The organism is Flavobacterium sp. (assembly GCF_044373165.1).
Lineage (GTDB): Bacteria > Bacteroidota > Bacteroidia > Flavobacteriales > Flavobacteriaceae > Flavobacterium.
This window is the reverse complement of record NZ_JBILQL010000038.1, coordinates 1-19,467: the sequence shown is the minus strand read 5'-3', so window position 1 is coordinate 19,467 and position 19,467 is coordinate 1. Positions and strand designations below refer to the sequence as shown.

Here is a 19,467-nt window from a genome sequence, read left to right as displayed (position 1 = left end):
ATTACTGGATTTTCGTGGTTTCACATCTATTTTTCACGTAAAACTATTATCTTAGCAGACAGTACGCAGTTCGCTGGCTTCGCAACAGTCGGTTAGCGGCGAAACGTTAGCCGTCAGTTTCAAGAAACTCCACAGAAAAGAGACAATATGAAAATTAGATTTATAATTACATTACTATTAGCATCAATAAATATCATTTTTTCACAAGAAAAGACAGTGAAATTAAACGGAAATGAAATTCTCACAATTAATGTTCCAGAGAATGGAAGAGTTGAGAATCGAATTTATAAATGTAATTTGTTTGATTGGAAAATCACCATTCCTGACAACTATAGCATAACTGATCAAAAAAGAACAGAGGAATTAGAAAAGAAAGGTTATGAAGCAACAAAAAAAGCTAATCCAAATATAAAAGTAAATCCACACCCTACTCAGTTAATTGGATTTGAAAAAGACAAATACAATTATTTCAAATCTAGCTTTGAGTCTTTGGATGGAACTAAAAAAGTAACTCTAGAAGAACACAAAAAATTTTCTGAGCAGTTATTATCCGAAACATATTCAAAAATTAAAGAACTTAAGTTTGAATTATCTTCCTCATCAGATGTTAAGTTAGGTAAGTACATTTTTTATAAAATTCAGATTAGATTATATAATCCTCAAAATGACAAACTTTTATTAACTCAAGAATTATATAATACTTTTATTGATAACCATTTATTTAGTGTTTCTATTAATTACACCAATGAGCAAGATGGAATGTTATTAAATTATACATTTAAAAAATCGTTTGAAAAATAAAAACCGAACGGCTAACAGCGGCTATCAGCTATTGCTGGTTTTCTTGAGTTGTATTTCTTTTTTCACGTAAAAACTTTATCTTAGCAGACAGTACGCAGTTCGTTGGCGTCGCAACAGACCGATAGCCGCGAAACGTTAGCGGTCATTTTAAATTCGGACGTGAAGTGGAAACTGCAAAATCTTTGTTTATATTTGTAAATGCAAAATCATTTAAAAGATGAAATATACAATGTCCTTTCAGGAAAGAGCGAAGTTAGCCTTGGAACAACTATCCAATCAATCACCTGTTACCTTAACAATGGCCAGAAAGCAAGCCCAACTCTTGAAAACGAGAAGCATCTCAAAAAACAAGAAGCAGAGAAGTTAGAAGATTACATCTCTAAAAATAACCTTTGGATTAAAGACATCGATTTTTCTCAATATGTCAGTGAAGGTGCCGAACAAAAAGTATACTTAAGAGACAGTGAGCACGTACTAAAATTGAATGATAGTATATATTACAGTTCATGGAAAGATTACTTTTACAACTTATTGCTTCACAATTATTTTTTTCCGGACACAGCATACGAACTTATCGGATTTACCAAAGACGAGGATATTTTGTATGCAATTGTCAAACAGAATTACGTCTCAATAACTTCAAATACAAATCTTGAAGACGTGAAAACTTTTCTAACATTGAACGGGTTTCAAAACGTGCGCAACAATGATTACTATAATTCAGATTTAGGAATTATTTTAGAAGATTTACATGATGAAAATGTTTTGACTAGAAATGATATACTTTATTTCATTGATACGGTATTCTATTTAACGGAAAATTTCTGGAAAATTTAAAAAACACCGCTAACAGCCGTTAACCGCTATTGCTGGATTTTCGTGGTTTCACGTCTGTTTTTCACGTAAAACTATTATCTTAGCAGACAGTACGCAGTTCGCTGGCTTCGCAACAGTCGGTTAGCGGCGAAACGTTGTGTGCAATGCCAAACCGAGAATAGCGCCGAAAAAATCATGAAAATTATAACAGATAAAATTAATACTCTTCCGAATCACTCAATTTCGAGGAAAGAAGTACAAATAATTCTTGACAATGTAACTCATGAAAAGTTTGGGATTGCTAAAGTTTTCAAAATTTCTGCTCAACTTTTTGAGAATAGTAATTGGGAAAGACCGGTAATAATGAATGGTTCAACGTATAATATTTTATCACGCGGACTTGAAAAAGACTTTGTAATAAGAGAATTACTAATTGAAATTTACGTTAATGCAACTAACATTCATTACTCAATGAAAAGTCATAAACTAAACGCTGATCAAAGAAAAAAATTAGAAGAAATAATATCGCCAATTTATCAGAAGGTAATCGGAGAAATTAAAAGTTTGAAAACTAATTAATCCATATAAAACGGCACTGCACACAACAGTGGTTATCCGCTATAGCTGGTTTTTCTTGAATTGTTCTTCTTTCTTCACGAAAATATTTTATCTTAGCTGACAGTACGCTGTTCGTTGGCTTCGCTACAGTCGGATAGCCACGAAACGTTATATGCAATGTCCTTGAAAAACTCTATAAATAGAAAAGATAATGACCGAAAAAGAGACAATTGAAAAATATAAAATTGATATTATAGAGAATGAAAATTCAATTTACGAATTGAAAAAAATGAGACCATTTGGAATTGCAGCCGTTATTTTATTTCCATTTTTAATTCCTATAATTCCTTTAAGAGGAAAAAAAATGACTGAAGTTTTTCCTTATGAAATTTCATTAATCATATGTTTTATATTGTTTTCTTTAATGTATATTTCTATTTATTATAATACAATCAGTAAAAAAGAGAGACAAATAAAGAGACTAAAAATATGGATTTCCCAAATTGAAAAAGGAAACATTTAAGACACTGCATATAACAGCGGCCTATAGCTGTTTTTTCATTGCCTCTACTCTTTTTTCACGTAAAACTATTATCTTAGCTGAAAGTACACAGTTCGCTGGCATCGCAACAGACGCAAAGCCGCGAAACGTTAGCAAACATTATGTAAGAAATAACTTTGAATAAATTAACTTTAATAGCAATATTGATTTGCTCCTATTGTAATGCTCAAACCTCTGATTTTATTGTCACTACTTCTCATGACACGATTTATGTAGATAAAATAAATTTGACAGACTTTGAAGTTAAAACAAAGAAAGCAGACAAAAAGAAAAATTATAATTTTGATCTAATAAATAGTTACTATTTATCAAAAGAAAAAAAGTACTATGAAAGAATACTACTCGAAAAAAAAGAAATTAAAGAAACGGATAAATATGATTACAGAAGAAATGAAAATTTATATTTAGAGGAGTATAAAAACCGCATAAAATATAAATTTATAGAAAGATTAACTGTGGGAAAAGTAAAACTATTTACTGAAGTTTTAAACGAAGCCGCTATTGGTTTACCAAATCAACCCGGTTTTATCGCGCCGCAGAAAAATGAAATATATTACATTTCCATATATGATTCAAAATTAGAATTAATCAAAACTTCTGGAACGTTAAAATTAACTAAAGATGTTTATGAATTATTAAAGGTATATTTAAATAGTGATGACGAAATAATAAAGAAATTAGATCAGCTTCTCTTATTAAATCCAAAAGCAAATAAAGAGCAAATAATAAATCTGGTTAATGAATATAACATTAGAATAGACTCGAAAAATTAATTAAATGAATAAAAATAATTTTATCATCTTGTCTTTTCTATTTAGCCTTTCAACATTTAGTCAAAATAACTATAGTCTGAATAGTAAAAAAAATGCTATTTCAATTGAATTTTATAAACCTTTTGAGAAATCATTTAATGAACTTAACTACGACTATGGATTCGGTGCCTCAGTTATAGGCATTAACAATTACTCCAAAAAAGGAAATTCAAATTCGCTGGGAATATGTTATGAAAGAGTAACTAGTAAAAATATTGTTTTTAGACCAAGAATCGGGCTCTCTTTTATAAAAATTAATGAAGAACAATATTCTGAAGACACTAATCAAACCAAATACTTTTCAAAATATGATTTCGAACAAAAAAACATCAACATTTTCATTGGAATTGCCAAAAGAATTGAATTGACAAAGAAAATTTCATTGGATTTGGGTTTAGATTTAGCTTCCATTTATTATCTCAGAGGTAAAGGAAATTATTCCAGAACACAAACTCAAGTTAATCCAGAAACAAGTGAAAATTACAGAGAAGAATTCATTGTTAATAGCGAAACCGGAAATGCTCTATCTTTTGGAATCGGTCCTTATATAAAACCTGAAATAAACATTTTTGATGATTTTACTTTATCATTAGAAATGCAAGTATATTTCGTGAGAACTATTTCAGATGATGAATCATATTTAATAGAAACTGTTGATAGATACTTGAACGATGAAAATTTTGAATATTCAGAACAAAAAAGAATCGTTAATAATAATGCCAAGTTTTGGGAATGGACAAAAGTTTCTCCATTACTTCGATTGGGATACAGATTTTAACAGCAGCTAATAATGCTATTCGCAAAAGCTGGTTTTTCTAAAATCGTACTTTCTTCACGAAAATATTTATCTTAGCAAACAATACGCCGCTCGCTGGATTCGCAACAAACGCGACGCCACTAAACCTTGGTGGCAATATTCACCGAAAAATCAAATAAAACATGAAAATAAAATTAATCTTAATTCTTTTTGTTTTAACTAATTTCAATTTATTAGCACAATGTCCTACGGTTAATCTGACTTTAACTACGCAAACAAGTGTAAATAATTTTGTGTCTAATTATCCAAATTGCACAAATTTAAATGTTGATTTAACAATTACCGGAAGTAACATTACAAATCTTGCCGGTTTAAGTTCATTAATAAGTATTAATGGTGATTTAGTAGTCGCTAGTTGCCCTAATTTAACTGATATTTCCGGGCTAAATAACATTACAACTATTTCAGGTTATTTAAAAATTGTAAACAATGATTTACTTACAACTTTACCCAGTTTTCAAAATTTAACATCATTAAACAATTTAATGATCAGAACTTGTGATGTACTAAATACAATCAATAGTTTTAATAATCTGAATAGTATTAATAGAATAGAAATCAATTCAAATACAAACCTAACAACTTTATCAGGTTTTTCTAATTTACTGTCAGTGAATGAATTAGATATCAATTCTCAGTCTCTTACTAATATTCAAGGGTTGAGTAATTTAACTACAATTGGAGATATCAGTCTTAGAAATACTCAACTATCAAATTTAAATAATTTAGGTAATGTACAGACTATAAACAGCTTAAGCATATCGTTTAATAATCAATTTTTAAGTTTTGAAGGATTAAACCCATTAATTACTATAAATTCAATTTTCTTAAACAACAATCCATTATTTAATAATTTTTTAAATTTAAGTAATCTAACTAATTTGATTAATTTGAACGTTAGTAACTGTAATTCGGTAACTAATTTTAACGGACTAAATTTAACAAGCTTAAATAATTTAATTTTAGTAAACAATCCGCAATTAAACTCATTATCGGCATTTAGTACGATTACTACTTTAAATGGTGGACTTTATGTTAATAATTGTAGTAATCTACAAAATCTTATTGGTCTGCAAAACCTAGTGTCATGTGGAAGCTTAAATCTTAGTTTCAATAATGCTTTGACTAATCTTAACGGTTTAAATAACTTAGTTGTTGCTAACGGTATTTTAGAAATTTACAATAATAATAATTTAGAAAATTTAATCGGATTAGAATCATTAGTTTCTATTGGATGTTCGTTGCGAATTTATAACAATCCAATACTATCCAACTTAAATGCTTTAATAAACATTCAAAATATATATATTTTCGGTCAAGAAATTTGTGATCTTGGGGGAACAGTTTTTATAGATAATAATCCTTTATTAACCAGTTTACAAGGCTTAAATAATATAAATTTTACAAATATTTACAATTTAACAATTACAAACTGCTCTCAATTAAGTATTTGTTCAGTAGCAAGTGTTTGCAATTATCTTTCAAACGGCGGTTTAAATACAATCTCTGCTAATTCAACCAACTGTAATTCTTCAAGCCAAATATTAAATAATTGTTCGCTATCCGATTCAGAAATTGAAAAATATAATTTAATTATTCATCCAAATCCAACAAATTCATTTATAGACATCTCTGCAATTACTGAAAATTGCGGCAGTTTTAAAGGCGATGTATTTGATAACTTGGGAAAACAACTTAAAACAAATATTATAAATTCAAAAATTGATTTTAGTATATTCCAAAATGGAATTTATTACATAAAATTTGAATGTGAAAATGAAATAATAACAAGAAAAATTATTAAACAATAATGGGGAAAAAATTAAAAAAAAATTGAAGTAAGATTGGATAATTTAGATAGAATTAGTATTAATTGGTGATTACGATACTTCGCAAAATGATAAAAATATGGCATTAATCAATCCTCACATTAACTTCAACGGAAATGCCGAAGAAGCTTTTACTTTTTACAAATCAGTATTTGGCGGTGAATTTGCAAAAGTCATCCGCTTAAAAAATTTGGCTAGTGCTGATTTTCAAGTCAATCCAGCTGATGAAAATAAAATCATATACATTGCCTTGCCTATCGGAAAAACCAATCTGCTTATTGGAAACGACGTACCTGAGTTTTTAGGAAAAGTAAATGAAAATGAAAACAGAAGCAAAATTTCAATCAGCGCAGAAAGCAAACAGGAAGCTGACCATTTGTTTCACGGTTTATCAGCAGGAGGCAAAATAGAAATGCCTATTACGGATAGCCCATGGGGTTCTTATTTTGGGATGTTTAGAGACAAATATGGTATTGAATGGATTGTAGACTTCGATCAAAACCAAAAAAACTAAGTTAACAACAAAAATAGTTACTATAGCAGCCGGAAGATTTGTTAGTCGTTTCTTTAGTTCAACTGCTCCTGAAATACTTCCATCAAAAACTCCGGAGAAATCATTTTAGTCGGAGAAACTTCCATCGCTTTCAAAACACGTTTAATAGCATGTGGATTCAAACCCATATTGATCCCAATTTCATGAATCTTAATTTGCTCTCTTTCGTGCAAAACACCATCACAATGCATCAATAATGCCAAACGATAAAATTGTTGGATCCGTTCGAACTCTGATTTTATTACCGTTGGATAATTCTCCTGATGGAATAATCCTTTAAAGTCATCTTGGCTAATCTGCAACTCATCCGCTATCATGGTTAAAAAAAGATATTCGCGTTCATGCAACCGACCGTCAACAACTGAGAAAGAAATCATTTCTGACAATAAAGCTAATTTTTCTTCATATCTGTTCATAATCTGGATAAGTTTTCAGCTAAAATAAAAAAATTTATGAAACCTTGACCATTTATTATGATAAACAAAGGCTCAGTTTTTGTTACTTTTACACTTTAAAACAAATACTATGAAATACCTTAAAATAATCACTGTTGGATGTTTTTTGATGTCTGTTTGTGCTTTCGGCCAATTTAACAATGGCTTCAACAGAAGAATGAATACAATGCCTAATAATCAACAAGCGCCTTCCCAACCGTCACAAAAAGATATTGAAGAAAACCGAAACGAACAGATTGATAAACAAATGCTTCGTTTAAAATCTGACCTTAAATTAGATGACTTACAGTTTATTGCCATTAAGAATGAAATTTTGAAAAGCTACAAAGAAATTGACGTTTTGCTAAAAAAAGAGTTTAGCGATGAAGACAAAAACAACCAATTAAAAGCCATTCAAGACAATACCGAAAAAACCATTTTAAGTTACCTCAATGCTGAACAAAAGGAAAAGTTCAATGCTTTGAAAAATGAAAATTCCAAGAAAAAAGAAGACAAAGGCAAAAAGAAGAAGAAAGACACTGAAAAAGAGTCAGAAACCAATAATTAATCCCTTGAAAACCTTACTAATATTGCTTTTTAGCGTATTCCTAAACTTTTCTTTCGGGCAAAAAAGTACTGCCTCTAAAAACGTTTCTTCCTTTTACCTTGAATCACCTCAACTCAAAACCACCAAGAAAATTTGGGTGTATTTACCGCAAAATTACAATACGAGTGCTAAGAAATACCCGGTAATTTACATGCACGATGCACAAAATCTATTCGATGATAAAACTTCTTATGCGGGAGAATGGAATATAGACGAAACACTAGACAGTATCAAGGCTCAAGTTATTGTCATCGGGATTGAACACGGTGGCGAAAAACGCCTTGAGGAACTTACACCCTTTAAGCATCCTAAATACGGCGGTGGCCAAGCCAATCCCTATTTGGAGTTTATTGTGAAAACCTTAAAACCAAAAGTCGACGCTACTTATCGCACCAAAACCAACGCTGTAAATACTGCCATTATGGGAAGTTCTTTGGGTGGATTGGTTTCGTTTTATGCGACTTTAAAATATCCCGAAGTGTTTGGCAAAGTAGGTTGCTTCTCGCCTTCATTTTGGTTTTGTAGAAAAGAATTGAATGATTTAATGGCTAAAACACCTGATTTTAAAACCAAAATCTATTTCTTATGCGGTGACAACGAAGGCGATGCCGATGTCATACCTGATATGGAAAATGTAGAAAAATGGGTCAATACCAAACGTTGTGAATGTAAAAAACGCAATAAAAAAGTAATCGTTAAAGGTGGACAACACAACGAAAAATTGTGGCGCGACAGTTTCAAAAAAGCGTACCTTTGGCTGTTTTAAAGTACGAAGTAAAAAACACGAAGTACAAATTAAAATTTATAAAAATGAACAACAACGATATATTTAAAAAACTTCGTGTAGCCTTACAATTACGCGATGACCAAATCGAAGACATCTTGAAATTGGTTGATTTTCGCATGTCAAAAGGTGAAATCGGCAACTTTTTCAGAAATGCCGATCACCCAAAATATGTAGAATGTGGTGATCAAGTGTTGCGTAACTTTCTAAACGGATTGGTTATCCATCTGCGTGGCACCAAAGAAGAGCCGAAAAATGCAATGGATGTAATTAAACAAAATCAAGTTGAAATCAGCAAAAACACTTCGGCAAAACCCAAATTAACAACCGCTAAAGTTGCTGCTCCAAAAAAAGAAAATCCAAATGCCTCGAAGAAAAAGTTTGCGTCTAAAAAAACAGCTCCTAAAGTTTCTGTGGTGGAAAAAGTAAAATTCAAGAACGGTAAAAAATAATTTTTTATATTAGGGTAAATGAAATATTCGCCTGTTCAATAAACATTTAAAATCAACCTTTATATGAAAATAATTACACCTTTACTCTTTGTATGCTTTGCACTTAACGCTATTTCTTGTGACAAAGACACCATTGCAGAAGACAATGCAAACAGCAAATCGGCTACTGTTTCTACCTTGGCCGTAACCCCGAAAAAATTCTTATTCAATGCTACAAAAGCAGAAACTGCCGGTAATGCTGACTGGGTTTTAGATGCCGACACTTCTCCACAACGCTTTCCTACTCCGGCGCAATCTAACATTACTGCCACTACTACCGAAAATTTTTGGAGAGGTGGTTTATCTGCCTGGGGTGTGGCCTTGGTTAAGTTAGGTCATACAGTGGAAACACTTCCGGCCGGAACTCCAATTACCTATGGTGGAACGGGTGTACAAGACTTAAAAAATTACAATGTATATGTCATAACTGAACCAAACATCAGATTCACAAGTGCCGAGAAGACTGCAATCCTCAATTTCGTTAGAAATGGAGGTGGATTATTTATGATTGCCAACCACAGTGGCTCCGACCGAAATAATGATGGTTATGATTCTGCCAGAGTTTGGAACGATTTGATGTCGACTAATTCGGTTAAAACAAATCCGTTTGGAATTACCGTAACCTTAAATAGTATTTCTGAAACTACAGCTAACCGATTAAGTGCAACAACTAATCCGATATTGAATGGATCACAAGGAACGGTAACCCAACTGAAATATTCTGCAGGTGCTACCATGTCTATCAATACTACAGCTAATTCAACCGTTAGAGGTTTAATTTGGAGAGGCAGTTCAACACAAGGAACCTCCAATATTATGTGTGCTTCAGCAACTTTTGGAACCGGAAGAGTAGTTGCTATTGGAGATAGTTCACCGGCTGACGATGGCACAGGAGCTTCCGGAGACACTTTATATCCGGGTTGGACAGAATTGACTTCACACTCTATTTTACACCTTAATGCTTCACTCTGGTTAGCCAAATTATAACAAAAAAAATCCTGAGCTTACACTCAGGATTTTTTTATTCTAATTTCAAACGCTTCTGTTCTCTGGCCAATAAAGTATTCTTCAAAAGCATCGCAATAGTCATTGGACCAACGCCACCCGGAACCGGGGTAATAAATGAGGCTTTCTTTGATACATTGTCAAAATCCACATCACCGGTTATTTTATAGCCTCTAGGATCGGTATCATCTAGGACACGGGTAATGCCAACATCAATCACTACTGCATCATCCTTAATCATTTCTGCTTTTAAATAATTCGGCACTCCTAAAGCGGTAATGATGATATCTGCTTGTGTGGTAATTTGTGCTATGTTTTTAGTGTAACTGTGGGTTAAGGTAACAGTCGAATTCCCCGGAAATCCTTTTCTTCCCATCAAAATACTCATCGGGCGACCTACTATATGACTTCTGCCGATAACCACAGTATGTTTGCCTTTAGTTTCCACATTATATCGTTCCAATAATTCTAAGATTCCAAAAGGAGTAGCCGGAATAAAAGTACTCATATCCAAAGCCATTTTTCCGAAATTTTCAGGATGAAAACCATCCACATCTTTGCTCGGATCAATCGCCATTAAAACCCTTTGGGTGTCAATTTGCTTAGGCAAAGGCAACTGCACAATAAAACCATCTATGTCATCATTTTCATTTAGCTCTATAATTTTCTTTAGCAGTTCCGTTTCCGAAGTCGTGCTCGGCATTTTGATTAAAGTCGACTCAAATCCTACCAATTCACAAGCTTTAACTTTACTGCCTACATAGGTCAAACTTGCCCCGTCATTCCCAACAATCACTGCCGCCAAATGCGGTACTTTTTCATTATTGGCTTTCATTTTGTTGACTTCAGCCGTAATTTCGGCCTTGATATCGGCCGCAATTTTTTTTCCGTCTAATAATTCCATAGTTGTTGTTTCAAGTTTAAGTTTCGGCTTTATAGTTGTGTTTATCCGAAACTGAGTAGTTAGTGATATTCTATAAAAAATTAAGGTTCAAAATTTCACACTTGAAACTTTAAACCTTAAACTGATTTATTTCATTCCTTTCATGCCGCCCATCATGCGCATCAAGTTTTTACCGCCACCGCCTTGCATCATTTTCATCATTTTGCTCATTTGGTCAAACTGCTTCAGCAATTGGTTTACTTGTTCAATTTTTGTCCCCGAGCCTTTGGCGATTCTGGTTTTGCGTTTCATATCAATAATAACCGGTTTACTTCTTTCTTTGGGTGTCATCGAGTGAATGATAGCTTCAACGTGTTTGAAAGCATCGTCTTCAATTTCAACATCTTTTAAGGCTTTACCGGCACCCGGAATCATACCCACCAAGTCTTTCATGTTACCCATTTTTTTCACTTGTTGGATTTGCACCAAGAAATCATCGAACCCGAACTCGTTTTTAGCAATCTTCTTTTGTAATTTTCTGGCTTCTTCCTCATCGTATTGCTCCTGAGCTCTTTCTACTAAGGAAACTACGTCTCCCATGCCCAAAATACGATCGGCCATACGAGAAGGATAGAAAACATCAATGGCTTCCATTTTCTCGCCGGTTCCTATAAACTTAATCGGTTTGTTAACCACTGATTTGATAGAAATAGCTGCTCCACCTCGGGTATCTCCATCCAACTTGGTTAAAATAACGCCGTCGAAATCCAAACGATCATTGAAAGCTTTTGCCGTATTAACCGCATCTTGACCGGTCATCGAATCGACTACAAATAAGGTTTCTTGAGGTTTGATGGCCGAATGCACATTGGCAATCTCGTTCATCATTTCTTCGTCGATGGCCAAACGTCCGGCAGTATCCACTATAACTACATTGTAGCCTTTAGATTTAGCATATTGAACGGCATTTTGTGCAATTTGAACCGCATTTTTATTTTCTGGTTCCGAATAAACTTCTACGCCAATTTGGTCACCAACCACATGCAACTGATTGATAGCTGCAGGTCGGTAAATATCACAAGCCACTAAAAGTGGTTTCTTTCCTTTTTTGGTTTTCAGATAATTGGCGAGTTTACCGGAGAAAGTAGTTTTACCTGAACCTTGTAAACCCGACATCAATATCACCGACGGCGTTCCCGAAAGATTTATACCGGTGGCATCTCCACCCATCAATTCGGTTAATTCATCTTTGACGATTTTAACCATTAACTGACCCGGTTGCAAAGTAGTCAATACATTTTCACCTATGGCTTTGTCTTTAACTCTAGTGGTAAAATCTTTGGCAATTTTAAAATTCACGTCGGCATCCAACAAGGCGCGACGGACTTCTTTAAGGGTTTCTGCTACATTGACTTCCGTAATTTTCCCATACCCTTTCAGGATGTGTAATGCTTTATCTAATTTATCACTTAAATTATTGAACATAATGGTACACTTTGTTTTTTATGAAGTGCAAATTTAAGGATTTGATTTCGAACTTTAATCACTATAGAAATAAAAAAACCATCCTTTTTGAGGATGGCTTAAACTTTGTTTGAAGTAAAACAGCAGACTAGTTTTTGGTAAATACCAAAGTATCGGTACCACCATTTCCGCCACTAACATCAATTAATGAAATCGTGGTGGCTGAATAAGAAACGATATCCCAATCGTCTGTCAGATCGGCAAAATTAGCCGGACCGGCAAAACTAATATTAAAATCTAAATCGTTACTAGGGCTGTCGTCGGTACTGTCATCTCCGGTAACAGACCAAGTTCCGCTGTAACTATTGGTACCATTTGTAGCTGTTAAAGCTCCTCCGGTGGCAAAAGTAAAATTGTAACCGGCAAAGTCGCTGGTTTCATTATTTCCGGAATCAACATAACTGGTTACTCTCCAAGTACCTTGAGTAGCTGCATTGATAACCGGTGTTGGATCTGGAGAAGATGATGAATCATCATCAGAACTGCACATTGAAGCTACATTAAGCATAAACAGGCAGAATAACATAGGGATTAGAATTAATTTTTTCATGGTTTATTTAGATAAAGTTAGTATTGGTTTTAAAAAAGTTCACAATTAATATAATCACAGAGAAAATCACTGTCCAAATTAAAAATTGATGGAAACGGTAAGTCATTTTACTCTTTTGGCTAACCTCAAAACTTTGAAGAGGTTGCTTGACTTCAGCTTGACGCTCTGAAAATTTTTGATGCCAAAGTTTCATGTTGAAAATTTAAAGCTTAGTAAAAGTCAAATAATCTATACTTCCATCGCCACCACTAATATCTTTGAGTCTGATTTGAGTAGACGAAAACTCAATAATTCTCCAATCCTCTTCAATTTCATCTAAGTTCAAACCATCAAAAGCCAATTCGAGTTTGTTTTGACCACTATCAACATAAGTACTCCAAGTACCATTAGTAGTAACACTATTTCTAACAGCCGTTGAAGTGCCATTACCGTTGAAAGTAAAAACATAACCATTAAAATCTGAAGTTTCATCGTCGTCATCTTCCTGGAAATAGGAAATATACCAAGTCCCGGAGGTTAAAACAGCCGTAAAATCAGCACTTCCTGATCCGCCTCCACCAATATTATCATCATCACAATCATCGATTGAATCATCAATAAAATTCTCCAACTCACTATTGGAATTAATGGTAATAGTTTGTCCGTTGGCATTGACTGCTGAAATAGGGTAATTGATAGCTATAAAGGTATTGTTGCTTAGATTATTCAAAAAATTAAACAAGCTGCTATTTCCTGTAATAGTAACCGTATTGGCCAACTGATTATTACTGTCGTACACATTAATGACAATAGGATAAACCAAACTGATACAATCAATTTCATCAAAACCGTCATCTTCATCACAATTGTCTAATACATCGTCTAAGTCATCAGCGTCTTGAAGTACTTGGGTTTGAAAATTCTGAAAACGAATAGTGATTGGATAGACAAAATTCACTATATCATCATCATTGGAAAATGCATCAATAGCATCTTGTACGGTTTGATAATCGGCTTCCTCAGTCACAGTAATTTGTTGTCCGTTTACAATAACAGTCACCGGCAATTGAACGCTAAAACAACTGGAATTGTCTAACACATTATCCAAAGCGGTAGGATTTTGAGAAGTTCGGGATAACAAACCGGCTATAGGTGAATTACTATCAAAGCTTTGTGTATTATCCTGAATGATGGTTTCTTCTTCATTTTGGCAACTAACCAATGAAAAAAGAACTACAACAAGGATTGATTTAAAAATAACTTTCATAATAGGTGTTAATTAATCTAAAACTAAAACATTAGATTTCAAAAATACCCTACTTAACTAAAAAAAAAATAATTATTTTTACCCAAGTTCAAGTCAACCACATATGTCAATAGAAGAGATTTCAGGGATTTGTAAGGAAACCGTTTTTTCAAATTTTTTTAAAACACATGCCAAAGCGCTGAGAAATTACTTGTATTATAAATTTGGCAATGAAGACCAAGCCGAAGATCTCACACAAGATGCTTTTATCAAGTTATGGCAAAATTGTGCCGATGTACCGCCGGAGAAAGCGAAATCATATGTATATACTATTGCCAATAACGCTTCCTTGAATGTGATAGCCCATCAGAAAGTGGTGCTGAATTATGCCAAGAACTCAGGAAAAAGCGAATCAACTAATGAGAATCCGGAGTTTATTTTAGAGGAAGACCAATTCAAAACCAAATTAAACAAGGCAATTCAAAACCTTAATGAAACCCAGAGAGTCGCTTTTTTAATGCATCGCATAGATGGAAAAAAATATGCTGAAATTGCAGCAGAACTTGAAATTTCTGTAAAAGCAGTTGAAAAAAGAATTCACTTAGCCTTAGTAGAGTTGCGTAAAGAATTTGATCATTTTAAGTAGGGTTAAATAAATTCAATATGTTATAGTATTGAAATGCTAGAGATTATGGAAGAAAATTACCAATTAGCCAAGTGGCTTAGCGGAGAAATGACTGAGGCGGAATTAAAGGAATTCCAAGCCCGGCCTGATTTTGTCCTGTATGAAAAAATTAAAAAATACTCCGCCACCTTAGAAGCGCCGACTTTTAATGAGGATAAAGTATTGGCTGCCATTGTAACGGCTCCTAAGAAAAAAGTGAAGACAATTTCCTTAACCCAACATTGGTTGTTAAGAGTAGCTGCTGTTTTAGTAGTTGGTTTAGGACTATTTTTTGCGTTTAAAAACTTTGCCGCAGCTACCGAATATGCCGAAAACGGAAATCAGAAAAACTTTTTTTTACCCGATAACTCAGAAGTTGTGTTAAACTCCGGTTCCGAGATTCAATATAAGAAATGGAATTGGGACAACGAAAGAACGCTCAACCTGGAAGGAGAAGCCTACTTTAAAGTGGCCAAAGGGAAAAAATTTGAGGTCAACACCGCTTTAGGTACGGTAACCGTTTTGGGAACACAGTTCAACGTAAAACAACGTGACAATCGCTTTGATGTAAGCTGTTATGAAGGAAAAGTAAAAGTGAATTACAACCAAACCGAAATCATCATTACTAAAGGAATGAGCGTAGCTTTTGAAAACGGAAAAATGATGAATCTCCCTGAAAGCGCCTCCCAAAACCCGGAATGGCTTACACAGGAATTGGCTTTTTACCAAGAAGATTTAAAAGCCATAGTTAGTGAATTGGAAAGACATTTTAACGTAACTTTGGAGTTAAAAAACATCCGAAATGACCAATTATTTACCGGTATCATTCCGGCAAAAGACATCAACGTTTCATTAGAAATATTAGCCACTACCTATCATTTAAAACCTACTAACGTTAGTAAAAACAAATACATTTTAGAAAGCTTGGATGCTCAATAAAAGAAGCGTTTTTTTACTCATTTTTTGCCTCTTTTCTTTGTTGGGTATAGCTCAAAAAGATAAGAAGGAAATTCCATTGAAAAATATTTTGGGATTAATTGGCAAACAACACCAAGTCCGTTTTAGTTATATTGAAGATGAAATTGTTGTATACGCCTTAACGCCACCTGATAAAAAATGGTCCTTGGAGGAAAAGATTAGTTATCTGAAACGATTTACCCAACTTCAATTTAAGCGAATCAGCGAAAAATACTATTCCATTTTTAATGATCAAAAAGTTGACAAACCTTTGTGTGGCTTTTTAATCGATGCCGAGAGCGGACTTGGAATTGAAAACGCCTTAGTGAAAATTGACAGGGTTAACTTTTCAACCTTTACCGATGCCAAAGGTCATTTTGAAATTCCGAAATTATCCTCTGAATTGATTCAAATTCAACACCAAGGATACACAACGTTTACCATCAATCCGGAAGATTTAAATGTACCCGATTGTCCTAAATTTAAACTACAACCCATACTTCAATCTTTGGATGAAGTAGTAACCCAACGATATTTAGCCACCGGAATCAGTAAACGAAACGACGGAACTATTGTCATCAAACCGAAAAAATTCGGGTTGTTACCCGGTTTAATCGAACCCGATGTTTTGCAAACCATGCAACAAGTTCCGGGCATTATCAGTGTGGATGAAACCATTTCCAATATCAACGTTCGCGGTGGAACACATGACCAAAATTTATTCTTATGGAATGGGATTCGGATGTTTCAAACCGGGCATTTCTTCGGATTAATTTCAGCTTTCAATCCGTCATTGGCTCAGAATATCACCATCAGTAAAAACGGAAGTTCTGCCTTTTTTGGAGAAAGTGTTTCGAGTTTGGTTGACATTTCCTCCAGAACGAATACTCCGGAAAGCACCAACGGAAGTTTGAGTACCAATATGATTAGTGCCGAATTTTACTCCAAAATAAAAATCTCCGATAATTCAAATTTTACCTTTTCAGCACGGCGTTCTTTGACCGATATTGTAGAATCGCCAACATACAGTAATTATAGCGACAGAATCTTCCAAAACACGGTAATCACCGATTTGAGTACTAATGAAATTGTGGGTTACAAAAGTGAGGTAGATTTTTATTTTTATGACATTACAGCACAATTTGAACAAAAGATTGGCACCAAACACCAATTCAACATCGATGTCATAGCCATTGAAAACACGTTGCAATTCAACCAATCCACCGATGTTTTAAATAAAAACAGCGCTTTGGAGCAAGAGAGTTTTGGCGGCAGTATCCAGTGGAAATCCGAATGGAATTCCAAACACACTACTGAGTTTAAAGGTTATTTTTCGGGATACGATTTGAATTCCACTAATCAAACATTGGAAAGTAACCAAATTTTGAGTCAAAAAAACAAAGTCCTCGATTATGGGTTTCAGATTAGAAATTCCAATCGATTATCAAACCAATTGATGCTTAACACCGGCTATCAATTTAACGAAACCGGCGTCACTAATTTTGACGAAATCAACCTGCCTTTCTTCTCCAGAACCATTACCAACGTACTCTTGTCACACGTAGGTATAATCGAAGGTGTTTATGAAACCGAAAGTAAAAATACCTTTATCCGAGCCGGATTGCGCGCAAATTACTTTGACAAATTCGGTGTTTTTTTAGCAGAACCTAGATTGCAGTTTAACCAAGCCTTGAACAAATATTGGCGATTGGAAATTTTAGGCGAACAAAAGAGTCAAACCCTTTCTCAAATCATCGATTTACAACAGGACTTTTTAGGTGTGGAAAAACGCCGTTGGACCTTATCTAACAACGATAATATTCCGATTCAAAAGAGCAATCAGTTTTCATTGGGATTCCATTTTAAAAAGAACAATTGGCTCATCACTTTGGATAATTTTTACAAAAAAATTACCGGAATTACCAGCAGTAGTCAGGGCTTTGTAAACCAATTTGAACTGGAAAGAGCAGTTGGAGACTACTCAGTTTTGGGCAGTGAGTTTTTAATCCAAAAATCATTCAATCGTTTTTACACTTGGTTGAGTTATGCTTACAACAATAATCAATACGATTTTAAAACGCTTAACAGTAGTTCGTTTCCCAATAACTTCGAAGTTACTCATGCTGTTTCTTGGGCCGGAATTTATGAGTGGAAGAAAGTCAAGTTGGCTTTAGGGGCCAAATGGCATACCGGACGACCAATCACTACTCCGATAAGTTTTACAGTATCAGATACCAATCCGAATATTGTATATAACCAGCCAAACAATGAAAAATTAGAAGACTATTTTCAAGTCAATTTTTCAGCTTCCAAAGAATGGCGGTTGGGTGCCAAAAGCAGTTTGCAAACTTCAGCTTCGGTAATGAATTTATTGAACACTCGAAACAGTATCAACCGATTTTATCGTATAAACAATGGAAATAACATTGTAGAAAGTGTTGATACTTTCTCTTTAGAGCTCACGCCAAATTTTAATGTCAAATTCCTATTTTAAAAAAAACGACTGAAAAATCAGTCGCTTTTTAATTTTATAATTTTTGAAAAGTGAGATAATCTGTAGTTCCGGTTTCTAAATTTTGGTCTTTCAAACGCAACTTTGTTGCAGTACTTTCAATAATGTACCAATCGTCGGAGATGTTAGTAAATCGGGGTTCTACACTGGTTAATGCCAGGTTGACTACCAATTCAGGTTCTCCTTCGAAACCTTCATCTATTACACCCCAACTACCTACAACCGGTGTGGTTCCCGTGTTGGAAAGAGAAACAGTAATCGCATCAAATTCAAACACCACTCCTTCATAATCAGCTGTTTTTGAAGTGTTTTGATAGGTGAACTGTGATATTTTCCATGTTCCGGAAGACATCCTTTCAACCACTCTTGCTTCATTCAACAACGGAATGTCAACCGATTCATCGCAAGAAGAAAAAACCAATAATAATGTCAAAAAGAAAATAAATTTTAATTTCATAAGTCAATAATTTACATACGTTGAGGGACTTCTATGCCTAATAATTTAAAAGCAGCTTGAATGGTATCGCCTACTTTTTTAGAAAGTTGCACTCTGAATATTTTGGTTGGTAAATGTTCTTCACCTAAAATTGAAACCGATTGGTAAAACGAATTGTACTCTTTAACCAAGTCATACGTATAGTTGGCGATGAGCGCCGGACTATGATTGTGCGCTGCATTCTGAATTACTTCCGGAAACAATTCTAATTGCTTGAGTAATTCTTTTTCTTTTTCATGCAAGGAGATTTCAGAGATATCTTGTTCCAAATCAAAATCGGCTTTTCTCAAAATAGATTGAATACGAGCATAAGTATATTGAATAAACGGACCGGTATTTCCGGCAAAATCTACAGACTCTTCGGGATTGAATAAAATTTGTTTTTTCGGATCAACTTTTAAGATGTAATACTTCAGCGCACCCAAACCAATAGTTTTGAAAAGTTGGGCTTTTTCCTCTACGCTGTAACCCTCCAATTTTCCTAATTCTGTAGCAATTTTTCCGGCGGTTTCGGTCATTTCTTCCATTAAATCATCAGCATCAACCACAGTTCCTTCACGAGATTTCATTTTACCCGAAGGCAATTC

The 19,467-nt window shown here is 34.0% G+C and carries 22 protein-coding genes; 15 read left to right on the top strand and 7 right to left on the bottom strand.

Going from position 1 to position 19,467, the window contains the following annotated elements:
- Positions 1-147: 147 nt before the first annotated feature.
- From ACIQ32_RS06850 to ACIQ32_RS06815, 8 genes are all read left to right on the top strand, one after another.
- On the top strand, positions 148-801 hold the full coding sequence (locus tag ACIQ32_RS06850) for a hypothetical protein (protein WP_396194946.1): 654 nt from the start codon (positions 148-150) through the stop codon (positions 799-801).
- Between the two features lie 198 nt (positions 802-999).
- Positions 1,000-1,638, top strand: coding sequence for a hypothetical protein (locus ACIQ32_RS06845; protein ID WP_396194945.1), 639 nt, complete (start codon positions 1,000-1,002; stop codon positions 1,636-1,638).
- 174 nt (positions 1,639-1,812) lie between these two features.
- Positions 1,813-2,196: a hypothetical protein gene (locus tag ACIQ32_RS06840; RefSeq protein ID WP_396194944.1), complete on the top strand. Its 384-nt coding sequence runs from the start codon at positions 1,813-1,815 to the stop codon at positions 2,194-2,196.
- Positions 2,197-2,386: 190 nt separating this feature from the next.
- Entirely contained in the window at positions 2,387-2,698 is a 312-nt protein-coding gene (locus ACIQ32_RS06835; protein ID WP_396194943.1) for a hypothetical protein, read from the top strand.
- 155 nt (positions 2,699-2,853) lie between these two features.
- A complete protein-coding gene (locus ACIQ32_RS06830; RefSeq protein ID WP_396194942.1) occupies positions 2,854-3,510 on the top strand; it encodes a hypothetical protein in 657 nt (218 codons plus the stop codon).
- Positions 3,511-3,514: 4 nt separating this feature from the next.
- Positions 3,515-4,327 (top strand): hypothetical protein, encoded by an 813-nt coding sequence (locus ACIQ32_RS06825; RefSeq protein ID WP_396194941.1) that lies wholly within the window; start codon positions 3,515-3,517, stop codon positions 4,325-4,327.
- A 161-nt stretch (positions 4,328-4,488) separates the two neighbouring features.
- Positions 4,489-6,177 carry a T9SS type A sorting domain-containing protein gene (locus ACIQ32_RS06820; RefSeq protein WP_396194940.1) on the top strand — a complete coding sequence of 563 codons (1,689 nt, stop codon included), beginning with the start codon at positions 4,489-4,491 and terminating at the stop codon, positions 6,175-6,177.
- Positions 6,178-6,274: 97 nt separating this feature from the next.
- A complete protein-coding gene (locus tag ACIQ32_RS06815) occupies positions 6,275-6,709 on the top strand; it encodes a VOC family protein (RefSeq protein ID WP_396194939.1) in 435 nt (144 codons plus the stop codon).
- Between the two features lie 53 nt (positions 6,710-6,762).
- Here ACIQ32_RS06815 and ACIQ32_RS06810 read toward each other — a convergent pair whose 3' ends face one another.
- On the bottom strand, positions 6,763-7,164 hold the full coding sequence (locus tag ACIQ32_RS06810) for an excinuclease ABC subunit B (RefSeq protein ID WP_396194938.1): 402 nt from the start codon (positions 7,162-7,164) through the stop codon (positions 6,763-6,765).
- A 109-nt stretch (positions 7,165-7,273) separates the two neighbouring features.
- Between ACIQ32_RS06810 and ACIQ32_RS06805 the strand changes: the two genes are divergently transcribed.
- The 4 genes from ACIQ32_RS06805 to ACIQ32_RS06790 all read left to right on the top strand — a co-directional run bounded on the left by ACIQ32_RS06805 (position 7,274) and on the right by ACIQ32_RS06790 (position 10,051).
- Positions 7,274-7,750: a hypothetical protein gene (locus ACIQ32_RS06805; RefSeq protein WP_396194937.1), complete on the top strand. Its 477-nt coding sequence runs from the start codon at positions 7,274-7,276 to the stop codon at positions 7,748-7,750.
- Positions 7,751-7,754: 4 nt separating this feature from the next.
- Positions 7,755-8,555: an alpha/beta hydrolase gene (locus tag ACIQ32_RS06800; protein ID WP_396194936.1), complete on the top strand. Its 801-nt coding sequence runs from the start codon at positions 7,755-7,757 to the stop codon at positions 8,553-8,555.
- Positions 8,556-8,599: 44 nt separating this feature from the next.
- Positions 8,600-9,025: a DUF1456 family protein gene (locus tag ACIQ32_RS06795; RefSeq protein ID WP_396194935.1), complete on the top strand. Its 426-nt coding sequence runs from the start codon at positions 8,600-8,602 to the stop codon at positions 9,023-9,025.
- Between the two features lie 63 nt (positions 9,026-9,088).
- Positions 9,089-10,051: a hypothetical protein gene (locus ACIQ32_RS06790; RefSeq protein ID WP_396194934.1), complete on the top strand. Its 963-nt coding sequence runs from the start codon at positions 9,089-9,091 to the stop codon at positions 10,049-10,051.
- Positions 10,052-10,085: 34 nt separating this feature from the next.
- Here ACIQ32_RS06790 and ACIQ32_RS06785 read toward each other — a convergent pair whose 3' ends face one another.
- From ACIQ32_RS06785 to ACIQ32_RS06770, 4 genes are all read right to left on the bottom strand, one after another.
- Positions 10,086-10,973, bottom strand: coding sequence for a bifunctional 5,10-methylenetetrahydrofolate dehydrogenase/5,10-methenyltetrahydrofolate cyclohydrolase (locus ACIQ32_RS06785; RefSeq protein WP_396194933.1), 888 nt, complete (start codon positions 10,971-10,973; stop codon positions 10,086-10,088).
- A 126-nt stretch (positions 10,974-11,099) separates the two neighbouring features.
- Positions 11,100-12,437: a signal recognition particle protein gene (gene ffh / locus ACIQ32_RS06780; protein ID WP_396194932.1), complete on the bottom strand. Its 1,338-nt coding sequence runs from the start codon at positions 12,435-12,437 to the stop codon at positions 11,100-11,102.
- A 127-nt stretch (positions 12,438-12,564) separates the two neighbouring features.
- A complete protein-coding gene (locus ACIQ32_RS06775) occupies positions 12,565-13,026 on the bottom strand; it encodes a hypothetical protein (protein ID WP_396194931.1) in 462 nt (153 codons plus the stop codon).
- Between the two features lie 202 nt (positions 13,027-13,228).
- Positions 13,229-14,272 (bottom strand): hypothetical protein, encoded by a 1,044-nt coding sequence (locus tag ACIQ32_RS06770; protein WP_396194930.1) that lies wholly within the window; start codon positions 14,270-14,272, stop codon positions 13,229-13,231.
- Positions 14,273-14,375: 103 nt separating this feature from the next.
- Here ACIQ32_RS06770 and ACIQ32_RS06765 point away from each other — a divergent pair, with 103 nt between their 5' ends.
- The 3 genes from ACIQ32_RS06765 to ACIQ32_RS06755 are packed head-to-tail and all read left to right on the top strand — an operon-like array spanning position 14,376 to position 18,366.
- Positions 14,376-14,897, top strand: a complete 522-nt coding sequence (locus tag ACIQ32_RS06765; protein WP_396194929.1) for an RNA polymerase sigma factor — start codon at positions 14,376-14,378, stop codon at positions 14,895-14,897.
- 45 nt (positions 14,898-14,942) lie between these two features.
- Positions 14,943-15,854, top strand: coding sequence for a FecR family protein (locus ACIQ32_RS06760; RefSeq protein WP_396194928.1), 912 nt, complete (start codon positions 14,943-14,945; stop codon positions 15,852-15,854).
- Positions 15,844-18,366: a TonB-dependent receptor plug domain-containing protein gene (locus tag ACIQ32_RS06755; RefSeq protein WP_396194927.1), complete on the top strand. Its 2,523-nt coding sequence runs from the start codon at positions 15,844-15,846 to the stop codon at positions 18,364-18,366. The genes ACIQ32_RS06760 and ACIQ32_RS06755 overlap by 11 nt, the downstream gene beginning before the upstream one ends.
- 34 nt (positions 18,367-18,400) lie before the next feature.
- On the opposite strand, the gene ACIQ32_RS06750 is transcribed toward ACIQ32_RS06755, so the two are convergent.
- Both ACIQ32_RS06750 and ACIQ32_RS06745 read right to left on the bottom strand, forming a co-directional pair.
- Positions 18,401-18,841, bottom strand: a complete 441-nt coding sequence (locus tag ACIQ32_RS06750; protein ID WP_396194926.1) for a hypothetical protein — start codon at positions 18,839-18,841, stop codon at positions 18,401-18,403.
- A gap of 11 nt (positions 18,842-18,852) precedes the next feature.
- Positions 18,853-19,467, bottom strand: a 615-nt coding sequence (locus tag ACIQ32_RS06745; RefSeq protein WP_396194925.1) for a DALR anticodon-binding domain-containing protein, incomplete at its 5' end; no start/stop codon positions are given.